Origin of the sequence: Paenibacillus sp. FSL R10-2796 (assembly GCF_037965315.1) — a bacterium.
Taxonomy (GTDB): Bacteria; Bacillota; Bacilli; order Paenibacillales; family Paenibacillaceae; genus Paenibacillus_AQ; species Paenibacillus_AQ odorifer.
Map to the genome: position 1 here is coordinate 6165887 of NZ_CP150178.1, position 19479 is coordinate 6185365.

At 45.1% G+C, this 19479-nt stretch carries 21 protein-coding genes and 1 other annotated feature; of the genes, 12 read left to right on the plus strand and 9 right to left on the minus strand.

Features of this window, described 5'->3' with window-relative positions; all coding sequences use genetic code 11:
* Window positions 1–192 precede the first annotated feature (192 nt).
* Together NST58_RS27520 and NST58_RS27525 are read left to right on the plus strand one after the other, a co-directional pair.
* On the plus strand, window positions 193–1380 hold the full coding sequence (locus NST58_RS27520) for an MFS transporter (RefSeq protein WP_339244858.1): 1188 nt from the start codon (window positions 193–195) through the stop codon (window positions 1378–1380).
* 133 nt (window positions 1381–1513) lie between these two features.
* Window positions 1514–1861, plus strand: a complete 348-nt coding sequence (locus NST58_RS27525) for a DNA primase (RefSeq protein ID WP_036685586.1) — start codon at window positions 1514–1516, stop codon at window positions 1859–1861.
* Between the two features lie 95 nt (window positions 1862–1956).
* Here the strand turns inward: NST58_RS27525 and NST58_RS27530 are convergent, their stop codons facing one another.
* Both NST58_RS27530 and cyoE read right to left on the minus strand, forming a co-directional pair.
* Window positions 1957–2574, minus strand: a complete 618-nt coding sequence (locus NST58_RS27530; protein WP_036685589.1) for an SCO family protein — start codon at window positions 2572–2574, stop codon at window positions 1957–1959.
* 23 nt (window positions 2575–2597) lie between these two features.
* Entirely contained in the window at window positions 2598–3530 is a 933-nt protein-coding gene (cyoE, locus tag NST58_RS27535; RefSeq protein WP_036685285.1) for a heme o synthase, read from the minus strand.
* 232 nt (window positions 3531–3762) lie between these two features.
* On the opposite strand from cyoE, the gene NST58_RS27540 reads away from it, so the two are divergent.
* A complete protein-coding gene (locus NST58_RS27540) occupies window positions 3763–4764 on the plus strand; it encodes a metal-dependent hydrolase (RefSeq protein ID WP_036685288.1) in 1002 nt (333 codons plus the stop codon).
* 105 nt (window positions 4765–4869) lie between these two features.
* Complete coding sequence (locus NST58_RS27545) at window positions 4870–5058, plus strand: hypothetical protein (RefSeq protein WP_036685291.1); 189 nt, start codon at window positions 4870–4872, stop codon at window positions 5056–5058.
* Between the two features lie 2 nt (window positions 5059–5060).
* Here NST58_RS27545 and trpS read toward each other — a convergent pair whose 3' ends face one another.
* Window positions 5061–6047: a tryptophan--tRNA ligase gene (trpS, locus tag NST58_RS27550; RefSeq protein WP_036685592.1), complete on the minus strand. Its 987-nt coding sequence runs from the start codon at window positions 6045–6047 to the stop codon at window positions 5061–5063.
* A gap of 63 nt (window positions 6048–6110) precedes the next feature.
* Window positions 6111–6350, minus strand: a binding site (T-box leader).
* Between the two features lie 134 nt (window positions 6351–6484).
* Between trpS and NST58_RS27555 the strand changes: the two genes are divergently transcribed.
* Window positions 6485–7459 (plus strand): aldose 1-epimerase, encoded by a 975-nt coding sequence (locus NST58_RS27555; RefSeq protein ID WP_076184767.1) that lies wholly within the window; start codon window positions 6485–6487, stop codon window positions 7457–7459.
* Between the two features lie 201 nt (window positions 7460–7660).
* Window positions 7661–7891: an alpha/beta-type small acid-soluble spore protein gene (locus tag NST58_RS27560; RefSeq protein ID WP_036685295.1), complete on the plus strand. Its 231-nt coding sequence runs from the start codon at window positions 7661–7663 to the stop codon at window positions 7889–7891.
* A 153-nt stretch (window positions 7892–8044) separates the two neighbouring features.
* On the opposite strand, the gene NST58_RS27565 is transcribed toward NST58_RS27560, so the two are convergent.
* Entirely contained in the window at window positions 8045–8455 is a 411-nt protein-coding gene (locus tag NST58_RS27565) for a hypothetical protein (RefSeq protein ID WP_036685297.1), read from the minus strand.
* A gap of 612 nt (window positions 8456–9067) precedes the next feature.
* Window positions 9068–10867: a M3 family oligoendopeptidase gene (locus NST58_RS27570; RefSeq protein WP_076281941.1), complete on the minus strand. Its 1800-nt coding sequence runs from the start codon at window positions 10865–10867 to the stop codon at window positions 9068–9070.
* 118 nt (window positions 10868–10985) lie between these two features.
* Between NST58_RS27570 and NST58_RS27575 the strand changes: the two genes are divergently transcribed.
* Together NST58_RS27575 and NST58_RS27580 are read left to right on the plus strand one after the other, a co-directional pair.
* Window positions 10986–11177, plus strand: a complete 192-nt coding sequence (locus tag NST58_RS27575) for a YycC family protein (RefSeq protein WP_036685305.1) — start codon at window positions 10986–10988, stop codon at window positions 11175–11177.
* Window positions 11174–11404: a hypothetical protein gene (locus NST58_RS27580; RefSeq protein ID WP_036685307.1), complete on the plus strand. Its 231-nt coding sequence runs from the start codon at window positions 11174–11176 to the stop codon at window positions 11402–11404. The genes NST58_RS27575 and NST58_RS27580 overlap by 4 nt, the downstream gene beginning before the upstream one ends.
* A 78-nt stretch (window positions 11405–11482) precedes the next feature.
* On the opposite strand, the gene NST58_RS27585 is transcribed toward NST58_RS27580, so the two are convergent.
* Together NST58_RS27585 and NST58_RS27590 are read right to left on the minus strand one after the other, a co-directional pair.
* Complete coding sequence (locus NST58_RS27585) at window positions 11483–12199, minus strand: DUF2225 domain-containing protein (protein ID WP_036685310.1); 717 nt, start codon at window positions 12197–12199, stop codon at window positions 11483–11485.
* A 36-nt stretch (window positions 12200–12235) separates the two neighbouring features.
* Window positions 12236–12619 carry a globin gene (locus NST58_RS27590; protein WP_076134176.1) on the minus strand — a complete coding sequence of 128 codons (384 nt, stop codon included), beginning with the start codon at window positions 12617–12619 and terminating at the stop codon, window positions 12236–12238.
* A 412-nt stretch (window positions 12620–13031) separates the two neighbouring features.
* Between NST58_RS27590 and ylbJ the strand changes: the two genes are divergently transcribed.
* The 4 genes from ylbJ (at window position 13032) to NST58_RS27610 (ending at window position 18012) form a co-directional block, all read left to right on the plus strand.
* Window positions 13032–14294: a sporulation integral membrane protein YlbJ gene (gene ylbJ / locus NST58_RS27595; RefSeq protein WP_036685315.1), complete on the plus strand. Its 1263-nt coding sequence runs from the start codon at window positions 13032–13034 to the stop codon at window positions 14292–14294.
* Between the two features lie 74 nt (window positions 14295–14368).
* Window positions 14369–15172, plus strand: a complete 804-nt coding sequence (locus NST58_RS27600; RefSeq protein WP_076184770.1) for an NAD kinase — start codon at window positions 14369–14371, stop codon at window positions 15170–15172.
* Between the two features lie 146 nt (window positions 15173–15318).
* Window positions 15319–16503, plus strand: coding sequence for a copper amine oxidase N-terminal domain-containing protein (locus NST58_RS27605; protein ID WP_076279682.1), 1185 nt, complete (start codon window positions 15319–15321; stop codon window positions 16501–16503).
* Between the two features lie 81 nt (window positions 16504–16584).
* Entirely contained in the window at window positions 16585–18012 is a 1428-nt protein-coding gene (locus tag NST58_RS27610; RefSeq protein ID WP_081391913.1) for a S41 family peptidase, read from the plus strand.
* A gap of 330 nt (window positions 18013–18342) precedes the next feature.
* Here the strand turns inward: NST58_RS27610 and NST58_RS27615 are convergent, their stop codons facing one another.
* Both NST58_RS27615 and NST58_RS27620 read right to left on the minus strand, forming a co-directional pair.
* A complete protein-coding gene (locus NST58_RS27615) occupies window positions 18343–18540 on the minus strand; it encodes a hypothetical protein (protein ID WP_339244864.1) in 198 nt (65 codons plus the stop codon).
* Between the two features lie 153 nt (window positions 18541–18693).
* Window positions 18694–19386: a YutD family protein gene (locus tag NST58_RS27620; RefSeq protein ID WP_339244868.1), complete on the minus strand. Its 693-nt coding sequence runs from the start codon at window positions 19384–19386 to the stop codon at window positions 18694–18696.
* Between the last annotated feature and the right edge of the window lie 93 nt (window positions 19387–19479).

Sequence of the window (19479 nt, forward strand, 5' to 3'; positions counted from 1 at the left end):
TATACATGAATGCCCATCATAATTCATGGTTCCACAGCCAGAGAAAGGTATACCTGCTTATAGGAATTAAAAAAGCGGTATAAGCCCTCTCTGTCCCACGTAAAGTACAAGTAGTTGCTTAAATTTGATCTTCTTAAAATCCGCCTTCCTGCATTAATCTTTATTGTAGGTGGCTCTCGGAGGTGTTTCCCTGTGAAAACTGCGCTGTGGCTGTACCTGTTTCTTTTTCTGGCGTTTTTTGATTTACATGCACAGTATCCTATTCTAACGCCCTTTGCCATCTCTCTTGGTGCGGGACCCGCCTTTATTGGCTGGATGATGGGCATGTATTCGTTAACCCATCTTCCTGGCAATTTGCTCGCAGGCGTACTCGTCGATCGTAATGGCAGCCGCCGCTACATCGTCTTTAGCCTTGTTACTGCGGGAGCCATTCTACTGCTGCAGGCTCATGCTCAGCTTCCGTGGCATTTGCTGATGCTACGAGCAGCAAGCGGGTTCGCGCTCGCCTTCCTCTCTCCAGCGTGCATGACCTTGCTGGCTTCATTATCATCTGATGCTACTGAGCAGGGGAAATATATGTCCGGACATGGTATCGTTCATACCTTAGCTTCAGTGGTATCCCCGGCAGCGGGGGCCTTTATCGTAGCTAAAGCTGGCTATTCCGGCACCTTCACCACATTGGGATGGCTGCTTATCGCTACAGGCATCATGGCTTTTTTCAGTGTACCGGCGCCTGCCCGGCGTTTAGTACGCCCTGTAAACTCTGCAGCACCTCCTTTAAAAAAACAGGATCTTCCTTCGGTCCCTATATCCGATGCCAATCCAGTTTCCAAACGTTATTATCTGCTGCCTTTTTTCGTTTCTTGTTCACAAGGGGTTCTGTTTTTTGAACTTCCTCTATCTCAGACCGGAAGTAATAGCATTGTTTCCACAGGCATTCTTTTATCGCTCCTTAGCTTAGGGGCTTTGGTAACACTCAGTTTGTTCTTCCTGAACCGCTTTTCCCCAGGAGGAAGAATAGCCGTGGCCTTGCTAGGTATGGCCCTTTGTTTTTTTGCGCTCGCCTCACTTCACAACATTCCCGCTTCCGTTATTCTCTTTATGCTGGGTGCAGCCAAAGGAATATTATTTCCTGCAATGGCATCGCTCTTTATTAGTCTAGGTGGACCAGGACGTATGGGACGCACCTTCTCCATGCAGTCGATAGCCATGTCACTAGGCGCATTCGCAGGCCCTGTGGCCGCAGGACAATTAAGAGCCGTTGTTTCGCCTTATTTCATTGCCTTTCTATTGCTGATGGTTGCACTATTACTGCTTCCGCCAAAAAATTCAACCAAGCTGTCTACCTACTCTTCCAAATGGAATGGGCGGGCCGCATGATTTATTGTTTTTACGACATTTCCCGGGGAATGAAGATTTTCCTGTAGAAACAGTTGTTAAAACTGCTCCTCCTTCGGTAAACTATAATGAGTCTGTAAGTTCAGACTTCATTTCCGGAGGTGATTGTCAGCAAATGTCCATTACGATTATTGTCGAAGGCAAAAACGATCGCAGCAGATTACGACGCGTGCTGGTACCGGAAGTCGAAATCCTCTGTACCTTTGGTACATTAAATACGCTCAAACTCGAGTCCCTGCGACAAAAAGTAGGAGATGGAGAAGTATATCTTTATATGGATAACGACAGTTCAGGCAAAAAAATACGCGGAATTCTCCGCGATGCCTTTCCCGATGCTGGTCACATCTATACACGCCGGGGTTATGCCGGAGTGGAAGGCACTCCAGATGAATACAATATCAATCAGCTTGAAAAAGCGGGTCTGGAAGAGTTCATCATTTACCCTGAACCCATTCCTTTTTGATTCGCGATATATTGCCTAAGAAATTAAAAACGCCTTTTTCGTTATCCTTCAATAAATGGGATTCGAAAAAGGCGTTTCTGTTATGCGGTTATGTTCTATTCACGAGCCAATTCATTCAGCCTATCGGCAAGAAATTCAGGCGTTATGTTATCCGTATCCCCTGCGTCATACAATGCACGGAGACGATTGTCCCGATCAACCAATGCTATGCGATTGGCATGTACGAAATTTTCTTTACTATTCCCTGCAATTAGTACTTTAAAAGAATCAGTTGCCAGCTTACGAATGACTTCCTGATCCCCCCGTAAGAAGTACCAACCCTTATAATCTGCCTGGAAACGGTCCGCAAAGCTTTTAATGGCTTCACGCGTATCATTCTCTGGATCAAAAGAAATGGAGACGAACGCCGTATCTTTTCCAAAGCTGCCATCGTCGACCAGAATTTTCTGCGTCTGAGATAACAGAAACGTAGTTATAGGACATACATCCGGACATTGTGTGAAAAAAAAGTATACCAGCCGCGCCTTACCTTGTGTATCAGCCAGAGTAATCTGGTCTCCATCCACATTTTCAAGTGAAAAGTCCTGCACTTCTCCGATTACCGGCAGTTTTTCTTTTCCTAAATTCAAAGAATTAACTGCCAGATAACCAGCCATTACCAAAGCAAGCAATAGTAGAATCCAGGTCCATTTATAACGCTTAAAGGTCTGCACGGACAATAATACCCTCCCTCTTCTTAACCGTGAATCGTATTCAATACAAGTACGATCAAACTTACCGTTAGGTAGTTAATGGAGAAGAGGAAGTTCTTCTTCGCCCAGACTTCGTCATCTTTTGCTGCAAAGCCCATCAAGGTTATGATTAACCAAGCCAGGGACAGCGCTGTTGAAATCACCAGATAAAAAATGCCTGCATAATCGTAGGCGTACATTAACACTGGAATAGGCAGCAACAGTGCTACATAAGGAATCATTTGAAACTTCGTACGACGTGTTCCTTTGACTACAGGCAGCAGCGGAAATCCAGCGGCTCTATATTCTTCTTTACGTCTAATCCCGAGTGCCCAGAAATGGGGAGGTTGCCACAGAAACAACATCGCAAACATCAGCCAAGCCCCTAGATCAACTGTTCCCGTAACTGCAACGTAGCCAATTACCGGTGGCATAGCTCCAGAGATCGCACCTACTGAAGTGCTCCATGTTGATGTCCGTTTCAACCAAAGGGTGTATACTACAACGTAAACGAACATCCCTACAATCCCGAACAGACCGGCTAAAACTCCGGAAAAAGCAAACAGTACAATCAAGCCCGCAATCCCTAGCCCTATAGCATACAGCAATACGGTTTTGGGTTTCAGTCGTCCTGTAGGAAGCCCCCGATCGCGCGTTCTTTCCATCTTCATGTCCAGGTCACGGTCGAAATAGTTATTAAAAACACAGGCCGAAGCCATAACCAGCATTGTACCGAGCAGAGTCAGAACTAATCTGCCGTATTGAACATCCCAACCTGAAGCCAGCCAATATCCTGCAAAGGCAGCGATGAGGTTAGATCGGATAATACCGGGTTTTGTTACGGTAATGAAATCACGCCAACTTGCACCTTCCGGTGGAGATTTTGCAGACATAGCTGCAGAATCGGAAGAAGCTTGAAATGTTATATGATTATCCACACCAAATGATCCTCCTTCTAAACGAACTTCTAACGTTCTAGCCGAAGCACTAAATAGACTTCGCTGTTAACTTTATCATATCAAACCCGAGGAGACTTTGACAGTCATGGCACAGTATGTTCATGAATTTGACAATTACGTGACAATATTTATTTCCAGCCCGTTAATAACCTAAGCTGTATTTGGGTAATTATTAATAATGTACTTCCGAACAACAAAGGAGAACTGACCAATGGACACCGCTACACATTTAGTTATGGGCATAGGGTTAGCCGGACTTTCATTCGTAGATCCTGTCGTTGCTTCTGACCCTAAACTGGCCGGGGCCGTTATGCTGGCTACGATTTTAGGCTCACAAGCTCCTGATGCCGATACCGCATTAAGACTAAAGGACAATGCAATATATATTCGTAATCACCGGGGAATCACACACTCCTTGCCTTTTCTAATTTTGTGGCCCGCTCTGATTGCCCTAGTCTTAGGGCCTCTGTTTGGATTTACTGATTTGGCAGCTTTAAGCCATGTTGCACTCTGGGGTTTCATAGGCGTAGGCGTGCACGTCTTCTCTGATCTGTTTAACACCTATGGAACCCAGGCCGCCCGTCCATTTACTGAGAAATGGATTGCCTGGAATATCATCCACATTTTCGATCCATTTATTTTTGGCAGCCATATCGCAGCTATTCTACTCTGGATCACTGGGATTGTGCCGCCCAAACCTTTATTTATTACGCTTTATGCCTGTACCATTCTTTATTATATTTGGAGAACAATTGTTCATGCCCGCCTTACACGAAACATCAAGCTTAAAGATATACACCATAATGCTGGTGAACGTTATATTGTAATCCCTACAATTTCACTTAAACGCTGGAACGTAGTTAAAGTGAAAAAAGACGGCAGCTATGACGTTGGGCAGCTACTGAACAACCGTCTGGAATGGTTCAAACATGCGGTCTGCTCGAATCATCCCGCTGTGGAAATATCCAAGTCGCATCCAGATATTCAGTCCTTTCTATATTTCACCTCTTATGCGGTTGCCGAAGTGGAGGAGCTTCCTTCAGGATATATGGTGCGCTGGGGAGACGTTCGTTATTTACACCGCAAACAATACCCTTTTGTGGCTGTATTAGTTATGGATAACCAATATAAACCTTTAAATACTTATGTAGGCTGGCTTAGCAGTGATAAGCTCGACAAACGATTTTCCATCGACCCTGGTTCTTTACGATGAAACTGTAGACTTACTGAGAGATCTATTCTATAATCACAAAAAATCCCGGAGTATTTTATAATACTCCGGGATTCATTTTAGCAGACACGGAAAGGAAAGCTCTTAATGGGTAAAGGACTCTCACTTTGGTTCGCTTGTTCTTCTATTCTTATTCTCACTGCCGCTTCAATCGCGATCAGCTATAGCTTCTGGCTGGCACTTCTGCTTGGTTTTCTTTGCGTAATGAATATTGGCTGGGGATTTATCCTCAAAGCCAGAATTAGACGCAAACAGGAAAGCTTAAGCTCTGACTAAGATTAACGAGCTGGCAGAAAGCCCATCCGCTCTTTTACGCCATTCAACGTCTCAGCTGCAACAATACGTGCACGTTCAGCACCTTCAGCAAGAATATCAGTGATCGCACCTGAACTGCGAATTTCATGATATCTTTGTTGCAAAGGCTCAAGTGTGGATACAACCACTTCCCCAAGATCCTTCTTAAAGCCACCATACATTTGTCCTTCATAACGATCGGCTATTTGCTGGAGGGACATCCCAGAACATTCCGAGTAAATACTCATCAAGTTACTAATCTCTGGCTTGTTAGCCGGATCAAAGATCACTTCACGTCCAGAATCAGTCGTTGCGCGGCTGATTTTTTTACGGATCACATCCGGCGAATCCAACAGGGCAATATAGCTGCCTGCATTCGGGCTGCTCTTGCTCATTTTTTTAGTGCCATCATCCAGAGACATAATGCGTGCGCCCACTTCAGGGATATACGGTTCAGGAATCGTAAAGAATTCGCCAAAACGGTTATTGAAACGGCCAGCTAAATCACGGGTCAACTCCAAGTGCTGCTTCTGATCTTCACCTACTGGCACAAGATCCGCATTATAAACAAGAATATCTGCTGCCATTAAAGAAGGATATACGAATAGGCCCGCGCCAACTGAATCCTTACCTGATGATTTATCTTTGAACTGTGTCATACGCTCAAGCTCGCCCATTGCCGTTAGCGTAGTCATGATCCAGCCCAATTCCGCATGCTGAGGCACATGAGACTGCATATATACATTCGAACGCACAGGATCAATTCCTGCCGCGATAAAGAGTGCAGCTACAGCTTCAGACTGCTCACGCAGTGCCGCAGGATCTTGAGCAACGGTGATCGCATGCATATCGACAACCATAAAGAAACATTGATGATCGTCTTGCAGCTTCACAAAATTTTTCAGCGCTCCGATATAGTTACCCAAAGTTAGAGAACCGCTCGGTTGTATGCCTGACATTACTTTTTTCAACATAATATAGACCTCCGTTAGATGTAATTTCCGATTTCCGAGAACGCAAAAAAAGCCTCATCCGCAAGGGACGTGAGACCGTGGTGCCACCCTTATTCGCTGCTTAACCTTTGTATAGTCAAAGGGAAACAGCCTTAGTCTTCCGTTAACGGGGAAGATCCGGCCGGTCTACTAGGGCATCTTGCTCCCGTTCAAGCGCGGCGCTCAGGGGTCCATTCATCAGGAGTGTCCTACCGGTTCGCATCAACCACCGGCTTTCTGAAGGTGTATTTCCTGTCTACTTGTCCCCGTCATCACATTCTCATCATAATTTAATGCCTTCATCATAGAACCATAAAGAGAAGTTGTCAAATCACTTAACCACTTCCGCATAAATCTGTTATGATAAGGTTATCCATGTTCTATTCGATTACAGTTACGATAAAGGAGCATATCTCATGAAACAGGTGACCAAAGGGCAGTGGGGCGGTTATGATACTTATATTTTGCACAGCCGCGAACTGGAAGTCACGCTTTTGCCGCGACTAGGAAACAACGTGATTTCATTGTTTGATGTAAAAGAACAACGGGAAATTCTGCGGCGGCCTGATGAAAGCGATCAAGCTTTCTTTATGCAAAAACCTTACCATTTTGGCATCCCGCTCTTAATTCCACCCGGAAGAATTCGTAAAGGAAAATTTCAATTCGAGGGTACAAGTTATCAATTTGACCAGAATACCGCTGGTGACAATCATATCCATGGTCTACACCGGACTCAATCCTGGTGTGTCAGCGATATTGAAGAAGACGAGGACGGTTGTGCAGTCACTACTGAATTCCTTACTGAAGATGATCCGCACTGGATGGAGCAATTTCCCATTCCACTCAAATTCGAAATGACATTCAGGCTTCAGGATGCCCGGCTCAGCCAGACTTTAAAGGTTACAAATCTCGGCGATCACCGTATTCCCTTTGGGATCGGCTATCACACCTGGTTTATGATCGATGGAGAACCTGAACGCTGGAATCTCAAGCTGCCCGTAAACAGCATTTATGAACTAAACGATGAATTGCTCCCTAGCGGCAATCTAATTCCACTTGGTGATCTAGATTCACTAAACTCTGGAATCAACCTCCAGGGAACTAATTTTGATACTGCTCTACGTATTGGTGACAAGCAGCCCGTAGAAGCCTTGCTATTACGCGATGATGGTTATGGTCTTCGTTATACAGCTGACGAGAATCATTTCCGTCACTGGGTCCTGTATACCAAAGGACCGGCCGATCAATTTCTGTGCATCGAACCTTACACCTGGCTCCCGGATGCTCCTAACGTTTCAGATGACCCTTCCTTCACGGGCTTGCTGAAGGTAGAACCAGGTCAAAGTCTTGAGCTGTCCACTATGCTGGAAATGATCTATCCCGAGAATTAAAGCAGATATACATTATATCGGTCTTCCCTTGCGTTTACGTAAGAGAAGGCCGATTTTTTGTGCGAGCTTAGTTATTTAGGCTTTCCTACCCTTACTTTTAATCGACTAATAATTACCATCCTTAAAACCTTTCGATAGCATGCATGAATTAGCCTCTTAGCGCTCATACTATCTTCACAACGGGCGAAGGAGGTGACACACATGGGTCAAGCAGGTCAAGGTCGTAGCAGCCGTTCCAATAACCTTGTAGTTCCTCAAGCAAATGCAGCGTTGCAACAATTGAAATATGAAGCAGCACAAGAGCTTGGAGTAACGATCCCAGCTGACGGTTATTACGGGAACTACACTTCCCGCGAAACTGGTTCTTTGGGAGGTTACATCACTAAACGTCTAGTACAACTGGCAGAACAACAACTGTCCGGTCGTCAGTAACATCGTTATCTTAAGTGTTTTATCCGGCAGAGGTCTTAAAAAGCCTATTGCCGACTAGCTTTCAAACCTCTCACACTTCTTCCAGAAGCTGTGGGAGGTTTTTCTAATTTATAGCCTATAATCCCAGCTGCAAACAATTTTTATGTAAAACGTTTAACTTAAAAATTGATCAGCACTCTCGGCGTAAGCATTACGGGGAGATCGAATCATCAGATTCGCCATATTATAATTAGACTCCAGCGTAGCATCTACGATTAGCTTTCCCTGTCTTATAGCGAACTCATAGCTGATCTCACCATGAGTCCAACGGCGTTTGTATTTCAGACTCTCCAGTGCCATTAGACGAAAAGAAGACTGCTGGCTCTCCGTTATTCCTTCCTTCACTTCTGTGAATCCACCCCCCCGACCGGCTAAAGGATGATGACGTATGCCGAATTTGCCAATGGTATTATTTCGTATTTGCACAAATACCGTACCGGAAGATAGTCCTGACAATTCCTCTTGCAGTTCCCTAAACACCAAATCCATCTGTCTTGCTAATGATAGCTGTTCTGTCTTAAGCATATCTTTCCTCCTAAAAGTTTTGTGAGCTTAGCTACTTCGAGTTTACTTCGTCTTATAAATCGAACCCTAAATATTTGGGCTAAGGGCCCGTCGCCACTGCGGGGAATGTTTGGACTTCCAGCCGCTGTTCTCTCCAAATTTCTTGAATTCTTACGCGTATAGCGGGTGAAATTCGGAGACAAAGGCAGTCGCTCTCGCTCTTACAGTTCCAAAATTCCCCTCCGCCACTCCTTCCCCTTTTCCCAAGTTTCTGGTTCGATTTATATCGTTTTGTGAGCTTAGCTACTTCGAGTTTACTTCGTACAAATCGGCTTAGTAAGCGCTTACTTAAGCTTTTTGAGCTGAGCTCATTTGTCTTCCATGCAAGCCTTTTATAAGGCTCAAGGCTCATTATAGACCCCTTAAATACGTCAAACAACATTATTCTACAAAATTGGGTTATTATCCCTAGTAATGCGCAAAATTCATGGATCATTCGTATATTAATTTTTATAAACCGGGGGTTTTCGACATTTAAGCATTAAAAAAAGACCCCTTAACCGGGGTCTTTGCGTGTTCACACTGAAATTCCGTTATTTTTTGCGCACTGAAATTTGTCTTATTTTAGACATTTCATGCTAAATGCTCTGTCATCTCCAAGAACTCGTTGATATCAGCCACAATCAGATCTGTAGCTCCTTGCCAGAAATCCGGTTTTGTCAGATCCACACCCAAATGTTTGAGCACCAAATCCTCCAATGTCATCACGCCGGTATCCTGCAACAAGCTATCATATTTGTCTGCAAAGGAAGCTCCCTCTTGTAATGCCAGACGATATAAGCCTGTACTGAACATATAACCAACGGTGTACGGGAAATTATAGAAAGGTACATCTGTGATATAGAAATGCAGCTTTGACGCCCAGAAGTGAGGATGGTATTCAGAAAGCACACCACAGAAAGCTTCTTTCTGTGCTTCCACCATCAGAGCAGACAGTTCCTCAGCATTTACAAGGCCTTCCTTACGTTTCTCATAAAAGCGAGTCTCGAACAAGAATCGAGCATGAATGTTCATAAAGAATGCCACACTGTTCTGTATCTTCGTTTCAAGCAGAGCCAGCTTCTCCTCTGCATTGCCCGCAGCTTTAACCTGAGCATCAGATACAATCACTTCTGCAAAGGTTGAAGCGGTCTCTGCAACGTTCATTGCATAATTCTGATTAAATACAGGTTGATCATCAAGCAGGTAGGAATGATAAGCATGTCCCAGCTCATGGGCCAATGTTGAAACATTGGAAGGTGTGCCGCTGTAAGTCATGAATATCCGTGATTCTTTACTCTCAGGGAAGGAAGTACAGAATCCACCAGGGCGTTTGCCATTACGATCCTCAACCTCGATCCAGTTATTATCAAAGGCACGCTCTGCAAACTCAGCCATCTTAGGACTAAATTTACGGAACTGTGTGACGATATCCTTCGCAGCTTGATCATAAGGGATCTTGCCGGAGGATTTGCCTACAGGAGCTTCGACATCGACCCATGAGAGAGAATCCAGCCCCAGCAGCTTAGCTTTACGCTGAAGGTAGGACACAAGTACAGGTTTGCTATTCGTAATCACGTCCCACATTGTATTTAAGGTGTCCTGTGTCATACGATTGATGCTGAGCGGATCTTTCAGAACATCGTCCCAGCCTCTGCCCTTATAGAGCTTCAGGCGGAAGCCTGCTAAGTGATTTAAGGTATCCGCGCAATTATCTGCCGCTTCAGTCCAAGCCTCTTCCCATTTATGGAACATCGTTTGCCGCACTTTTGGATCTGGATCATCCAGCTTATTAAAAGCTTGACCAGCAGATAGCAGCTTTGTTCCTTCTTCATCCTCAAATGGGATCTTGATCGAGCTAACAATCGTATCATAGTGCCCGCTCCATCCATGATATCCGTCAACAGCTAATTCCAACGCTAAGCTTTCCAGCTCAGGGCTCATCTTCTCACGGGCCAAATCACGGCTCTCGCTCAGTACGAACGTTAAAGGAGCAATCTCTGGACGAGCCATCCACTCAGCCCATACCTTGTCCGTAGTCTGACGAAGGACATTGCTAAATTGCGAGCTGATCCCTTCGAATCCGGCGCGCATGCTTGTCACTTTAGCCGCCAGTCTTACCGCACCCTTGTCCATCTGATTCTGAGCGCCTAGACAGTCTGCGAAGGAAGTGACCTCCACAAGTCTTCCTGAACAGCTCTGAAGCAATGCTATAACCTCATCCAATGCTTTTGTAGACGCAACATCCGTTGGTGTCACAGCATCCTTCACAAAGCCTTGCAAGGATAAAATATCTTTTTCAAGCTTGCTCAAGAACCCTTCTAACTCTGCAGACGAAGAACCCCCCGGAAAAATAGTATCGAGTTCCCAAGTCAGTGATAACGGTTGTTTCATGTGTACTCACCATTCCTTTGCTTTCATTTGACTTTCTTTGTAATTGTCTTAACACCATGGTAAAGTGAATAACGATATCTGAACATTTATAGCCGATAAACTTTAGGAGGGCATCCATATGAAGCCACTACAAATTTCACCGGAAACAGCCATTACGTTATCCAAGCAACTAGGCGTTCCTTTGGAACACTTGATGCATATGCCCCAACATATTTTACTACAAAAAATAGCGGAGCTATCCAAAAAAGAAAATCCCCCACAAACTGAGGGCGAAAATGAAGAGACTCCTTCTGGGAAGGACTCACAATGATTCCATTTAGTCATACCTGGCCTTATGACATCATTCTAGGCGATATGTATGTGCAATACTGTCCATTCTGCAACTCAGAGAATGTGCTTCTGCCTATGAAGCCAAAAGAATTACAAATCGTTCGTGACGGCAAGAAAAAACTGCTCGTCTTCCCCTGCTGCAGCGCCAGTCCTACAGTTATAGATAATGACGGCGATTACCTTTTGTTCGATCGAGCTGTCAGATAAGCAAATCCTAACATTTTCTTTCTACAAAGCGCAGAGGAGAATTTAATTCTCTTCTGCGCTTTTTGTTGTTCGCAAACATTATGAACTTGAAGACAAGCCTTCGATATCTACTTCAACATCTAGAGCCTCAGCACGCATTTGCTCCCGTAAAATAACCCACTGCTCACGTGCCGCTCGAATCATCGCCGCATCCATGATCTTCTGATCATTGATCAGACGGGAGAACCACATTACAGCCACTGAGTATTCTCCGATCCGCCGATTAAGTTCGCCGATCAGGTACATGAGCCGGGCATCATTGCCGGCAATGCCATCTATTTCATAGACCTTAACATACTCGTCCAAAGAATAGCGTAAAAAACGCTTCTCCTGCTCAGTCTCCCCTTGATAGCGATAGAGCCAAGCAATATGATGCAGCAGACTTGCGATAATCCGATCTTTATCGTTAATACTTTGAGCACATAAAAGCGCCAGCTTATAGGTCTCGAGCGCAGTTTCCCAGTCTCGTTTCTCTCCAAAGTCCCGGCTCTTCCAGCGTTTCCCTACCTGTTCATTAAATGCCTTGCGCTGGCGTTCCGTCAGCTTGTCAGCCGAATTTTCTGTGGAGGCAAACCCGCAATTGGGGCAGACCCGTACAACATAATAATCCGGATTCTCATTTTTATAATACGCGCAGAAATCAGCATCACGCCGAATAGCCTTTTTTAGACTAGGGCGAACCCGCGAGGTTGAAAATTCATTTTCACAGTTGCAACACTTGACCTTAATAGAATATAGGGGTATTAACTCTGTCAAGTACTCTCATTCCTTTCAGGATCAACCTGTCCCTTATTATTCCTGGGGCATGTTAACAAAATGATGTGCAGGACCTGCAAGGCGGCTAAGCACGAATGAACGCAGTGGTTCTTCGACTCCAGTCTCCACCAGTGCCTCTTTCATACATTGTAGCCACTCCTCAGCACGTTCTGGAGTAATAGGAATATGCATATGCCTTGCTCTCATCATGGGATGTCCATGTAATTCCGAATAAAGTGGACCCCCGCCAAAAAACTGTGTCAGGAATTGATATTGCTTCTCCAGAACTGGAGTAATATCTTCAGGGAACAAGGGTCCCAGCTGCGGATGAAGCTGTACCTTGGCATAGAACACTTCCACCAACCGATGTAGTGCTTCAGCCCCCCCTAGATTGTCATATATACTCTCATTTGGATTCATTAAGGTTACCAGCCTTCTTCCATATTAATGAAACGTTACTTATTTTATTATACCAAAGATAAGCATAACACGGATATCCGTCGAAAGTGCTCTCTAAACTACAGAAAAAAGGCGCTAAACTATAGTTCAGCGCCTGAAGAGTAAGGTTAGTAGGTCCTAAATTCCTCATCACCAGGAGGGACGAGAGAGACCCGGATTACATATACAAAAGCACAAACGAGAACTCCGGCTATAACGCTCATCGCCATCACTCCATCCCATTTAATCGTGTAACAGAGGGTGCATTTATTTATTACATAATATCATAATTCCTGCGAAAAAGCACAGATAATTGTAACCGCTTTCTCCATTTTTTTGTGCTGTTTGTCCCTCTTTTTGCATACATCTAACCATAGACCAGGAGGCGTTAATTATGACTTTTAAAAAGATTGGCGGCCCGCTGCTGGGATTCATATTGGCTGGTTGTATGCTGCTTATGTTACTTCATCCTGAGGCATCTCTTGCCGCAGCCTTACGTGGCCTGGCCATCTGGTGGGACGTGCTCTTCCCTTCACTGTTTCCCTTCTTCGTCATTTCTGAAATCATGCTAGGCTTAGGCATTGTCCATCTCTTCGGCGCTTTACTTGATCCACTGATGCGTCCCCTCTTCGGTATACCAGGCAGCGGTGGTTTTGTCGCGGCCATGGGATATGTATCAGGATATCCCGTTGGAGCCAAATTAACCGCTAAGCTGCGGGAGCAGAAGCTGATCAGCAGAATCGAAGGTGAGCGCCTTGTAGCATTTACAACCTCCTCCGATCCTATTTTTCTACTAGGGGCGGTATCCGTTGGGTTCTTTCGCGATGCTTCTTTGGGGCTAATATTGGCACTAGCCCACTACGGAAGTGGCTTAATGGTTGGTCTCCTAATGTCATTTCATGGACGTAAGGAACAAAAGACTCCCACCCAAGACCCAACAAAAAGTAGTTCTGACGTCCCCTCTGCTCCAGCAAAACAAGGATTCGGCAGAATACATGCCGCACTCCTTGCAATGTCCGAAGCCCGGCGCAAGGATGGACGGAGCTTCGGGGAGCTGTTAAAAGGAGCGATCCAATCCTCGCTACAGCTTATTATTGTCGTAGGGGGTCTGGTTGTATTCTTCAACGTGCTAATGGAGCTGCTTGCCCGTGCCGGAATCCTGCCCTCACTATTTAGCCTGGCCGGATCTCTCGTCTCCCTTGTTGGAGGGCCTCCCGAATTAGCTCAGGCCTTGATCAGCGGATTGTTCGAGGTCACCATAGGTGCCCGTTCTGCTGGTGAAGCCGCTTCTTCCATCCCGCTTCAATTCAAGGTCGCAGCAGCTGCCTTTATTCTCTCTTGGGGCGGATTATCTGTACATGCCCAAGTCGCCAGTATTTTGAACGGTACCGGGCTGCGTTATCTGCCGTTCTTAACTGCGAGACTAATACATGCCGTACTCGCAGCAGGTCTCGTGGTGCTGCTATGGAAGCCTGTGATGGGATCAGGATTGTCTTCTGCCTGGGTCTCTCTGCCAGCCTCCACCGCCTTCACACCTTCAGCCTCTGGTGTCACTGCCAGCCTAGCTCTACTGAGTCTTATACTGGCCGCTGCTCTTCTAGTGTCACTGCTTATTCCTGTCTTTATGGCAATGCTCCGATTGATGCGCCGAAGTTGATTACATATTGTGTTCCGGGGCAAGATTGATTATGATCGGTGTATGACGGAATTATATAAAGGAGCTTGTACATCTTGAGATATTATGTTCTGGACCGCGGTGATGAGCTGTCAATCAAACTTGCCGAGCAATTTCACAAGCTGGCGGCGGAGCGGGATTTGCAACTGGATGCCGAGTCTCCGGAAATCGTCATCTCGATAGGTGGAGACGGCACAATGCTGCACGCTTTTCATACCTTTATCGATCAGATTCCCAACTTAGCCTTTGTAGGTGTGCACACAGGACACCTCGGCTTCTATGCGGACTGGCAAGCAGAAGAGCTGCCCACCTTAATCGATTATATGTGCGGAACCGGTGATACTGAGCCGCAGAAACCGCGCATTGTGAAATATCCATTAATAGAGCTGGAGATTCACAAAAAATCGGGATCTTCGTCTCACATTGCCCTCAACGAATTTACCCTTAAAGGGGTGGATGGAACTATAATGATCCAAATCGACATCAATGATGTCACCTTCGAAATGTTCCGGGGCGATGGACTTTGTATTTCAACTCCCTCTGGCAGCACCGCTTATAACAAAAGCCTTGGGGGCGCTATGGTTCACCCTTCAATAGAAGCGCTGCAGATTGCCGAAATCGCGTCTATTAACAACCGTGTATTCCGGACAATGGGCTCGCCGCTACTACTGCCGAAGCATCATCATTGTGACATTTTTTCATGTAAAGACCAGCGTTTGCTGCTCACCGTAGATCATAACAACATTCCTGTTGATGACCTGATTTCAGTACGCTGTCAAGTTTCAGACAAAAAAGTCAGCTTTGCAAGGTATCGTCCGTTTCCGTTCTGGAACCGTGTCCGTGAAGCTTTCTTAGTCTGAGATCAGGGGATCAAAAAGCTGGAGATTTCAATATCTCCGGCTATTTTTGGTGTGACAAAACTAACACCAATTGATAGACATAGAGAGAAATCAAATGGTATAATGAGGCTATTTTACAAAGAGTTACATAAAAGGAGAGAGTACTGTTGAAAAAATTATTATCCCTCTTGAGCATAAGTCTTCTGGCCCTGATACTGGCGGTCCCGGCTTTTGCTGCTTCAAAACCGATTGATGTTTATATCAACGGCAGTAAGGTTTCCTTTACCGCAGGAACCCCATACTTAGCGAACAATTCTGTACTTGTCCCTTTCCGGGTCATCTTCGAAAAGCTTGGACTGCAGGTGCTTTGGGATGCCAAGACTGGAACAGTAACAGGTAAAAGTTCAAATCTGGCGATCAGCCTAAAAATTGGCAGCAACCGCGCAACCGTTAACGGAACCGTGAAAAAACTGACCACCGCACCAGTCTCCTCAGCTGGCACTACCTACATTCCTTTACGTTTTATCGCAGAGGCAACCGGAGGCACAGCCGTCTGGAATTCAACCAGCAGAAGCGTGCAAATTACCACCCCAGTATCCAAAGATAAGGACGAAGCAGCGATTACAGCATTAATCCGTTTGTCTAATAAGTATTTCAATGAAGAAAAAGCGATTAGCTTCTATTCCCTTATGGATTCAGAATCCTCAAATGCGGAGTCAGTAGCGGATCTTAATGCATCCTTTGAGATTTTTGACATAAAAAATACTATTGAGAGTTTGGAAATCATTGATATTTCAGGCAATGACGCTACTGTCTATACACTGGAAAGCTCTCGCCGGACAGGTGGGGCCTATACGCCAGATACAGAGGACGAATACATGTATACACTTGTCCGCAAGAATGGAAGCTGGAAAATATCATCTGTGGAATCCCAAAGCTCCGTGATACTGCTGACTCGTGAACAAGCTCTAAAAACAGCAGCTAACATTCCTCAAAATGATGCGGATGCCATCAAAGGTAATATCACCAAATATTATCAAGCTATGAATGAACAAAATTCGGCCGCTGTTCTTTCCACCATGACTTCATACGGAGAAGAATATGATACTTCCCTTAAGGAAGATCTGGAAGATTTCTTTACTTCATATGACGTCATTTATACTCCAAGCGTTTCGAGTATCTACTATTTTAGCGCCAAAGAAGCAGCTATTTATGTAGAAAGCAAAGAGAAGGATGCCAGTGAAGAGGAAACTTTTGAGCAAGGCACGATCTTCATTTTATCCAAGTCGGATAACGGGGTATGGACTACTGATAACACCTACAGCGTTTACTATAAACTTGTGAAATCCTAACAACCATACGTCACAGAAAGTTAATTCGTGCAGTGTATACTTTCTTATCTTATAAATTATATAAAAAGGGCGTATGATTCCATGAAATCCAATAAAGTAATAAGTGCACTTCTGGCTTTATCCCTAACTTTTGCTCCAGTGGTGTCTGCTGCCGATGCCGCTCAGGCATCTACAGATAACCGTGATCTTATCAATGAAGTCATGAATATTCTGGAGAACTATAACCTCTCCGGTGTAGATAAGGATACCTTGATTCGTGGAGCCATTGACGGCATGGTGAACACCCTAGATGATCCCTATAGCCAATACTTCAATACCGAGGAAGCGGCACAATTTGAACATGATGTTGATCTGGAATACGTTGGTATTGGTGTTAGATTGCAATATACCGCAACTGAACTCTACATCGAAGACATAACACCCGGTTCGCCTGCAGAACAAGCAGGTCTGAAACGCGGCGATACGATAGTCAAAATTAACGGAATCCCCGTTGAAGAGACTGAAGGTGACGAGTTAAGCGGAGCCGCAGGCACCAAGGTCACTCTGCAGGTGCTCCGGAATGGAGTGTCTAAATCATTTCGTGTAACCCGGAATGAAATCAGCTCAACTTCCGTTACCGGAACCATTGTTGGACAGAAGATAGCCTACATCACACTGAGCGGTTTCACACAGAATTCCGATGAAGAATTCGCCGCCATGCTGAAAAAGATGCGCGCAGCAGGTATGAAATCGATGGTGCTTGATTTGCGTGACAACTTAGGCGGCTATATGGATTCGGCATACAACATTACCTCCAATTTTATGGATAAAGGCATTATGATGTATACCTCTGATCAAACCGGAGCACTTACTCCAGTAACGATTACCAGCGGCAGCAAAATAGGCGTACCCGTCGTTATTCTAACGAATGAGTACACTGCCAGCGCTTCTGAGGCGCTTACTGGCGCATTACGTGACAATAAGCTCGCTACCGTCGTAGGCACTCGTTCTTTCGGCAAAGCACGTATTCAGAGCCTGCTTCCAATGTCTAATGGAGACATGCTGAAGCTGACTACGCAGAAATACCTAACTCCAAATAAAGAAGACTTTAATCACATCGGCCTTGCACCGGATATTGAGGTTAAAGGCAAAACTGCACAGCTGATTACCGCTCTTCAGATTGCAGGAATGAAAAGCATTGAGGTTTCCGGTGATCATCATATCTTGAACGTCAACGGGGTTGCCTTTGCTGGTAATGTGGGTCTAATAAAGCAAGGAGATAAGACTTATGCTTCTTCGCTCGTATTAGGTGCTCTGATCGAAGGCGACATCACATGGGATGCCAAGAACAAAAAAGTCATCGTAACGAACGGGGCAGGTAAAGCGACCGGCTTTACATTGTCCTCCAAAGAGGCGCTTTCTCAGAACGGCGAGACCTTCATTGAATTAAATGCCTTTAAGAAGAAGTTCCCTGCGCTTGTATGGAGTTACAATGCAACACAGAAACAATTGAAATTATCTGTAAAATAGATCCTTAATCTCACTAATCATTAAGCTGCTGAATCAAGCACCAATGAGTAAAAACAGGAGTTGTCACATAAGCCATGAAATGGCCGTTGGGACAACTCCTGTTCTTTGTTTAGTTTGATAATATTTGCACCTACGAAACATCTGTAGCACCTATCGGACATGGATGACCCTAAACGCAATATTAATCCATATTTGTTATGCTATCGGACTCCATAGTCGCTATTGGTATGAAAAACACCATAATTACGCCTCTTTCTAACGAATAGCATCATTGGAGTCCGAAACACCGCTCAAAAGGCTGAAAATTCGCAAATAACGGCATCTGGGTCCTTAAGCCTTAGGGGATGATGAAACTGCTGGGTCAAGCAGCCAACGACTAACAGCAAAGAGCAGCAGAGCAACACTGAGCCACACAGCAACACCGAGCGGCACAGCAACACCGAGCCACACAGCAACACCGAGCAGCACAGCAACACCGAGCCCACAGCACAGAGCAGCACTGAGCAACACCGAGCGGCACAACAACACTGAACAGCACAGCAGCACAGCAACACCGAGCAGCACAGCAACAGCAGAGCAGCGATCTCCAAGTACCGGGAGAAACGCTGCTCTGCTATTTTTTATAAGAAAAAAAGCTGGCTCATTCGTAGAAGGACTCTACTTATGGTTCAGCTTTCATCATTAAGGTTGTGAATTTTCTATGTTTTGATTGTTTTGATTGTTTTGATTGTTCTGGTTGTTCTGGTTGTTTTGAGCGCTTTGAGGTTTTGGTGTGTTTTGGGGCTTCTGAGACTGACCTTGTGGCGGTCTGCCTTGGAAATCCTTTTTGGATTTCTTGCCCTGTGAATCCTTGCCCCGGTGATTTCGGCTCTGATGTTCTCTCACAGGTCTATCCTTCGCCATATTGTCCTTAGAAGAAGTCATCTCTTTAAATGCCAATGAGTGATTCGTGCCTTGCTTAGAGGATGTTTCTTTAACAGAGAACTCTTTATCTGCAGCCGCTTCATCACTAGCTTCCCCTTCTTGCTCCAAGGCCTCTTCATCACTCGGCTCTGGTATTTCTTTGATTAAAATATCCTTGAACATGCCTTCCTGTGGTACCTCTTTCAATTTATACAGCACAAAATAAGCGCAGCCAAAATTGCAATATTCATTAATATAATCAACCATACCCGAAATCGCTGTATCCCGATTCACCTTAGGATGGTTGTCCCGGTAAAAACCTTTCAAACGCAACTGACTGTAACCCCAGTCACCGATAATATAGTCGTATCTTTCCAGCACCTCGCTATATCTCCCGCGAAACGCCTCCGGATTCCAACCATCCTTATGATCCAACATAAGTTCATAGCCTTTTCCGCCTATTACGATCAAACCTTTTGTCGCCTGCCTTTCTTTGGGTATCGTGGCGTTGATTATACCGCCATCTATGTGGAATATTGGGCTTTCGGTCGCTGTTCTAGAACC

Coding starts and splice junctions, on each gene's coding strand:
- NST58_RS27580 (WP_036685307.1), top strand. CDS start 11,174: ATGATTCCATTTAGTCATACCTGGCCTTATGACATCATTCTAGGCGAT.
- NST58_RS27610 (WP_081391913.1), top strand. CDS start 16,585: ATGAAATCCAATAAAGTAATAAGTGCACTTCTGGCTTTATCCCTAACT.
- NST58_RS27590 (WP_076134176.1), bottom strand. CDS start 12,619: ATGAATCCAAATGAGAGTATATATGACAATCTAGGGGGGGCTGAAGCA.
- ylbJ (WP_036685315.1), top strand. CDS start 13,032: ATGACTTTTAAAAAGATTGGCGGCCCGCTGCTGGGATTCATATTGGCT.
- NST58_RS27570 (WP_076281941.1), bottom strand. CDS start 10,867: ATGAAACAACCGTTATCACTGACTTGGGAACTCGATACTATTTTTCCG.
- NST58_RS27555 (WP_076184767.1), top strand. CDS start 6,485: ATGAAACAGGTGACCAAAGGGCAGTGGGGCGGTTATGATACTTATATT.
- NST58_RS27575 (WP_036685305.1), top strand. CDS start 10,986: ATGAAGCCACTACAAATTTCACCGGAAACAGCCATTACGTTATCCAAG.
- NST58_RS27545 (WP_036685291.1), top strand. CDS start 4,870: ATGGGTAAAGGACTCTCACTTTGGTTCGCTTGTTCTTCTATTCTTATT.
- NST58_RS27565 (WP_036685297.1), bottom strand. CDS start 8,455: ATGCTTAAGACAGAACAGCTATCATTAGCAAGACAGATGGATTTGGTG.
- NST58_RS27525 (WP_036685586.1), top strand. CDS start 1,514: ATGTCCATTACGATTATTGTCGAAGGCAAAAACGATCGCAGCAGATTA.
- NST58_RS27540 (WP_036685288.1), top strand. CDS start 3,763: ATGGACACCGCTACACATTTAGTTATGGGCATAGGGTTAGCCGGACTT.
- NST58_RS27560 (WP_036685295.1), top strand. CDS start 7,661: ATGGGTCAAGCAGGTCAAGGTCGTAGCAGCCGTTCCAATAACCTTGTA.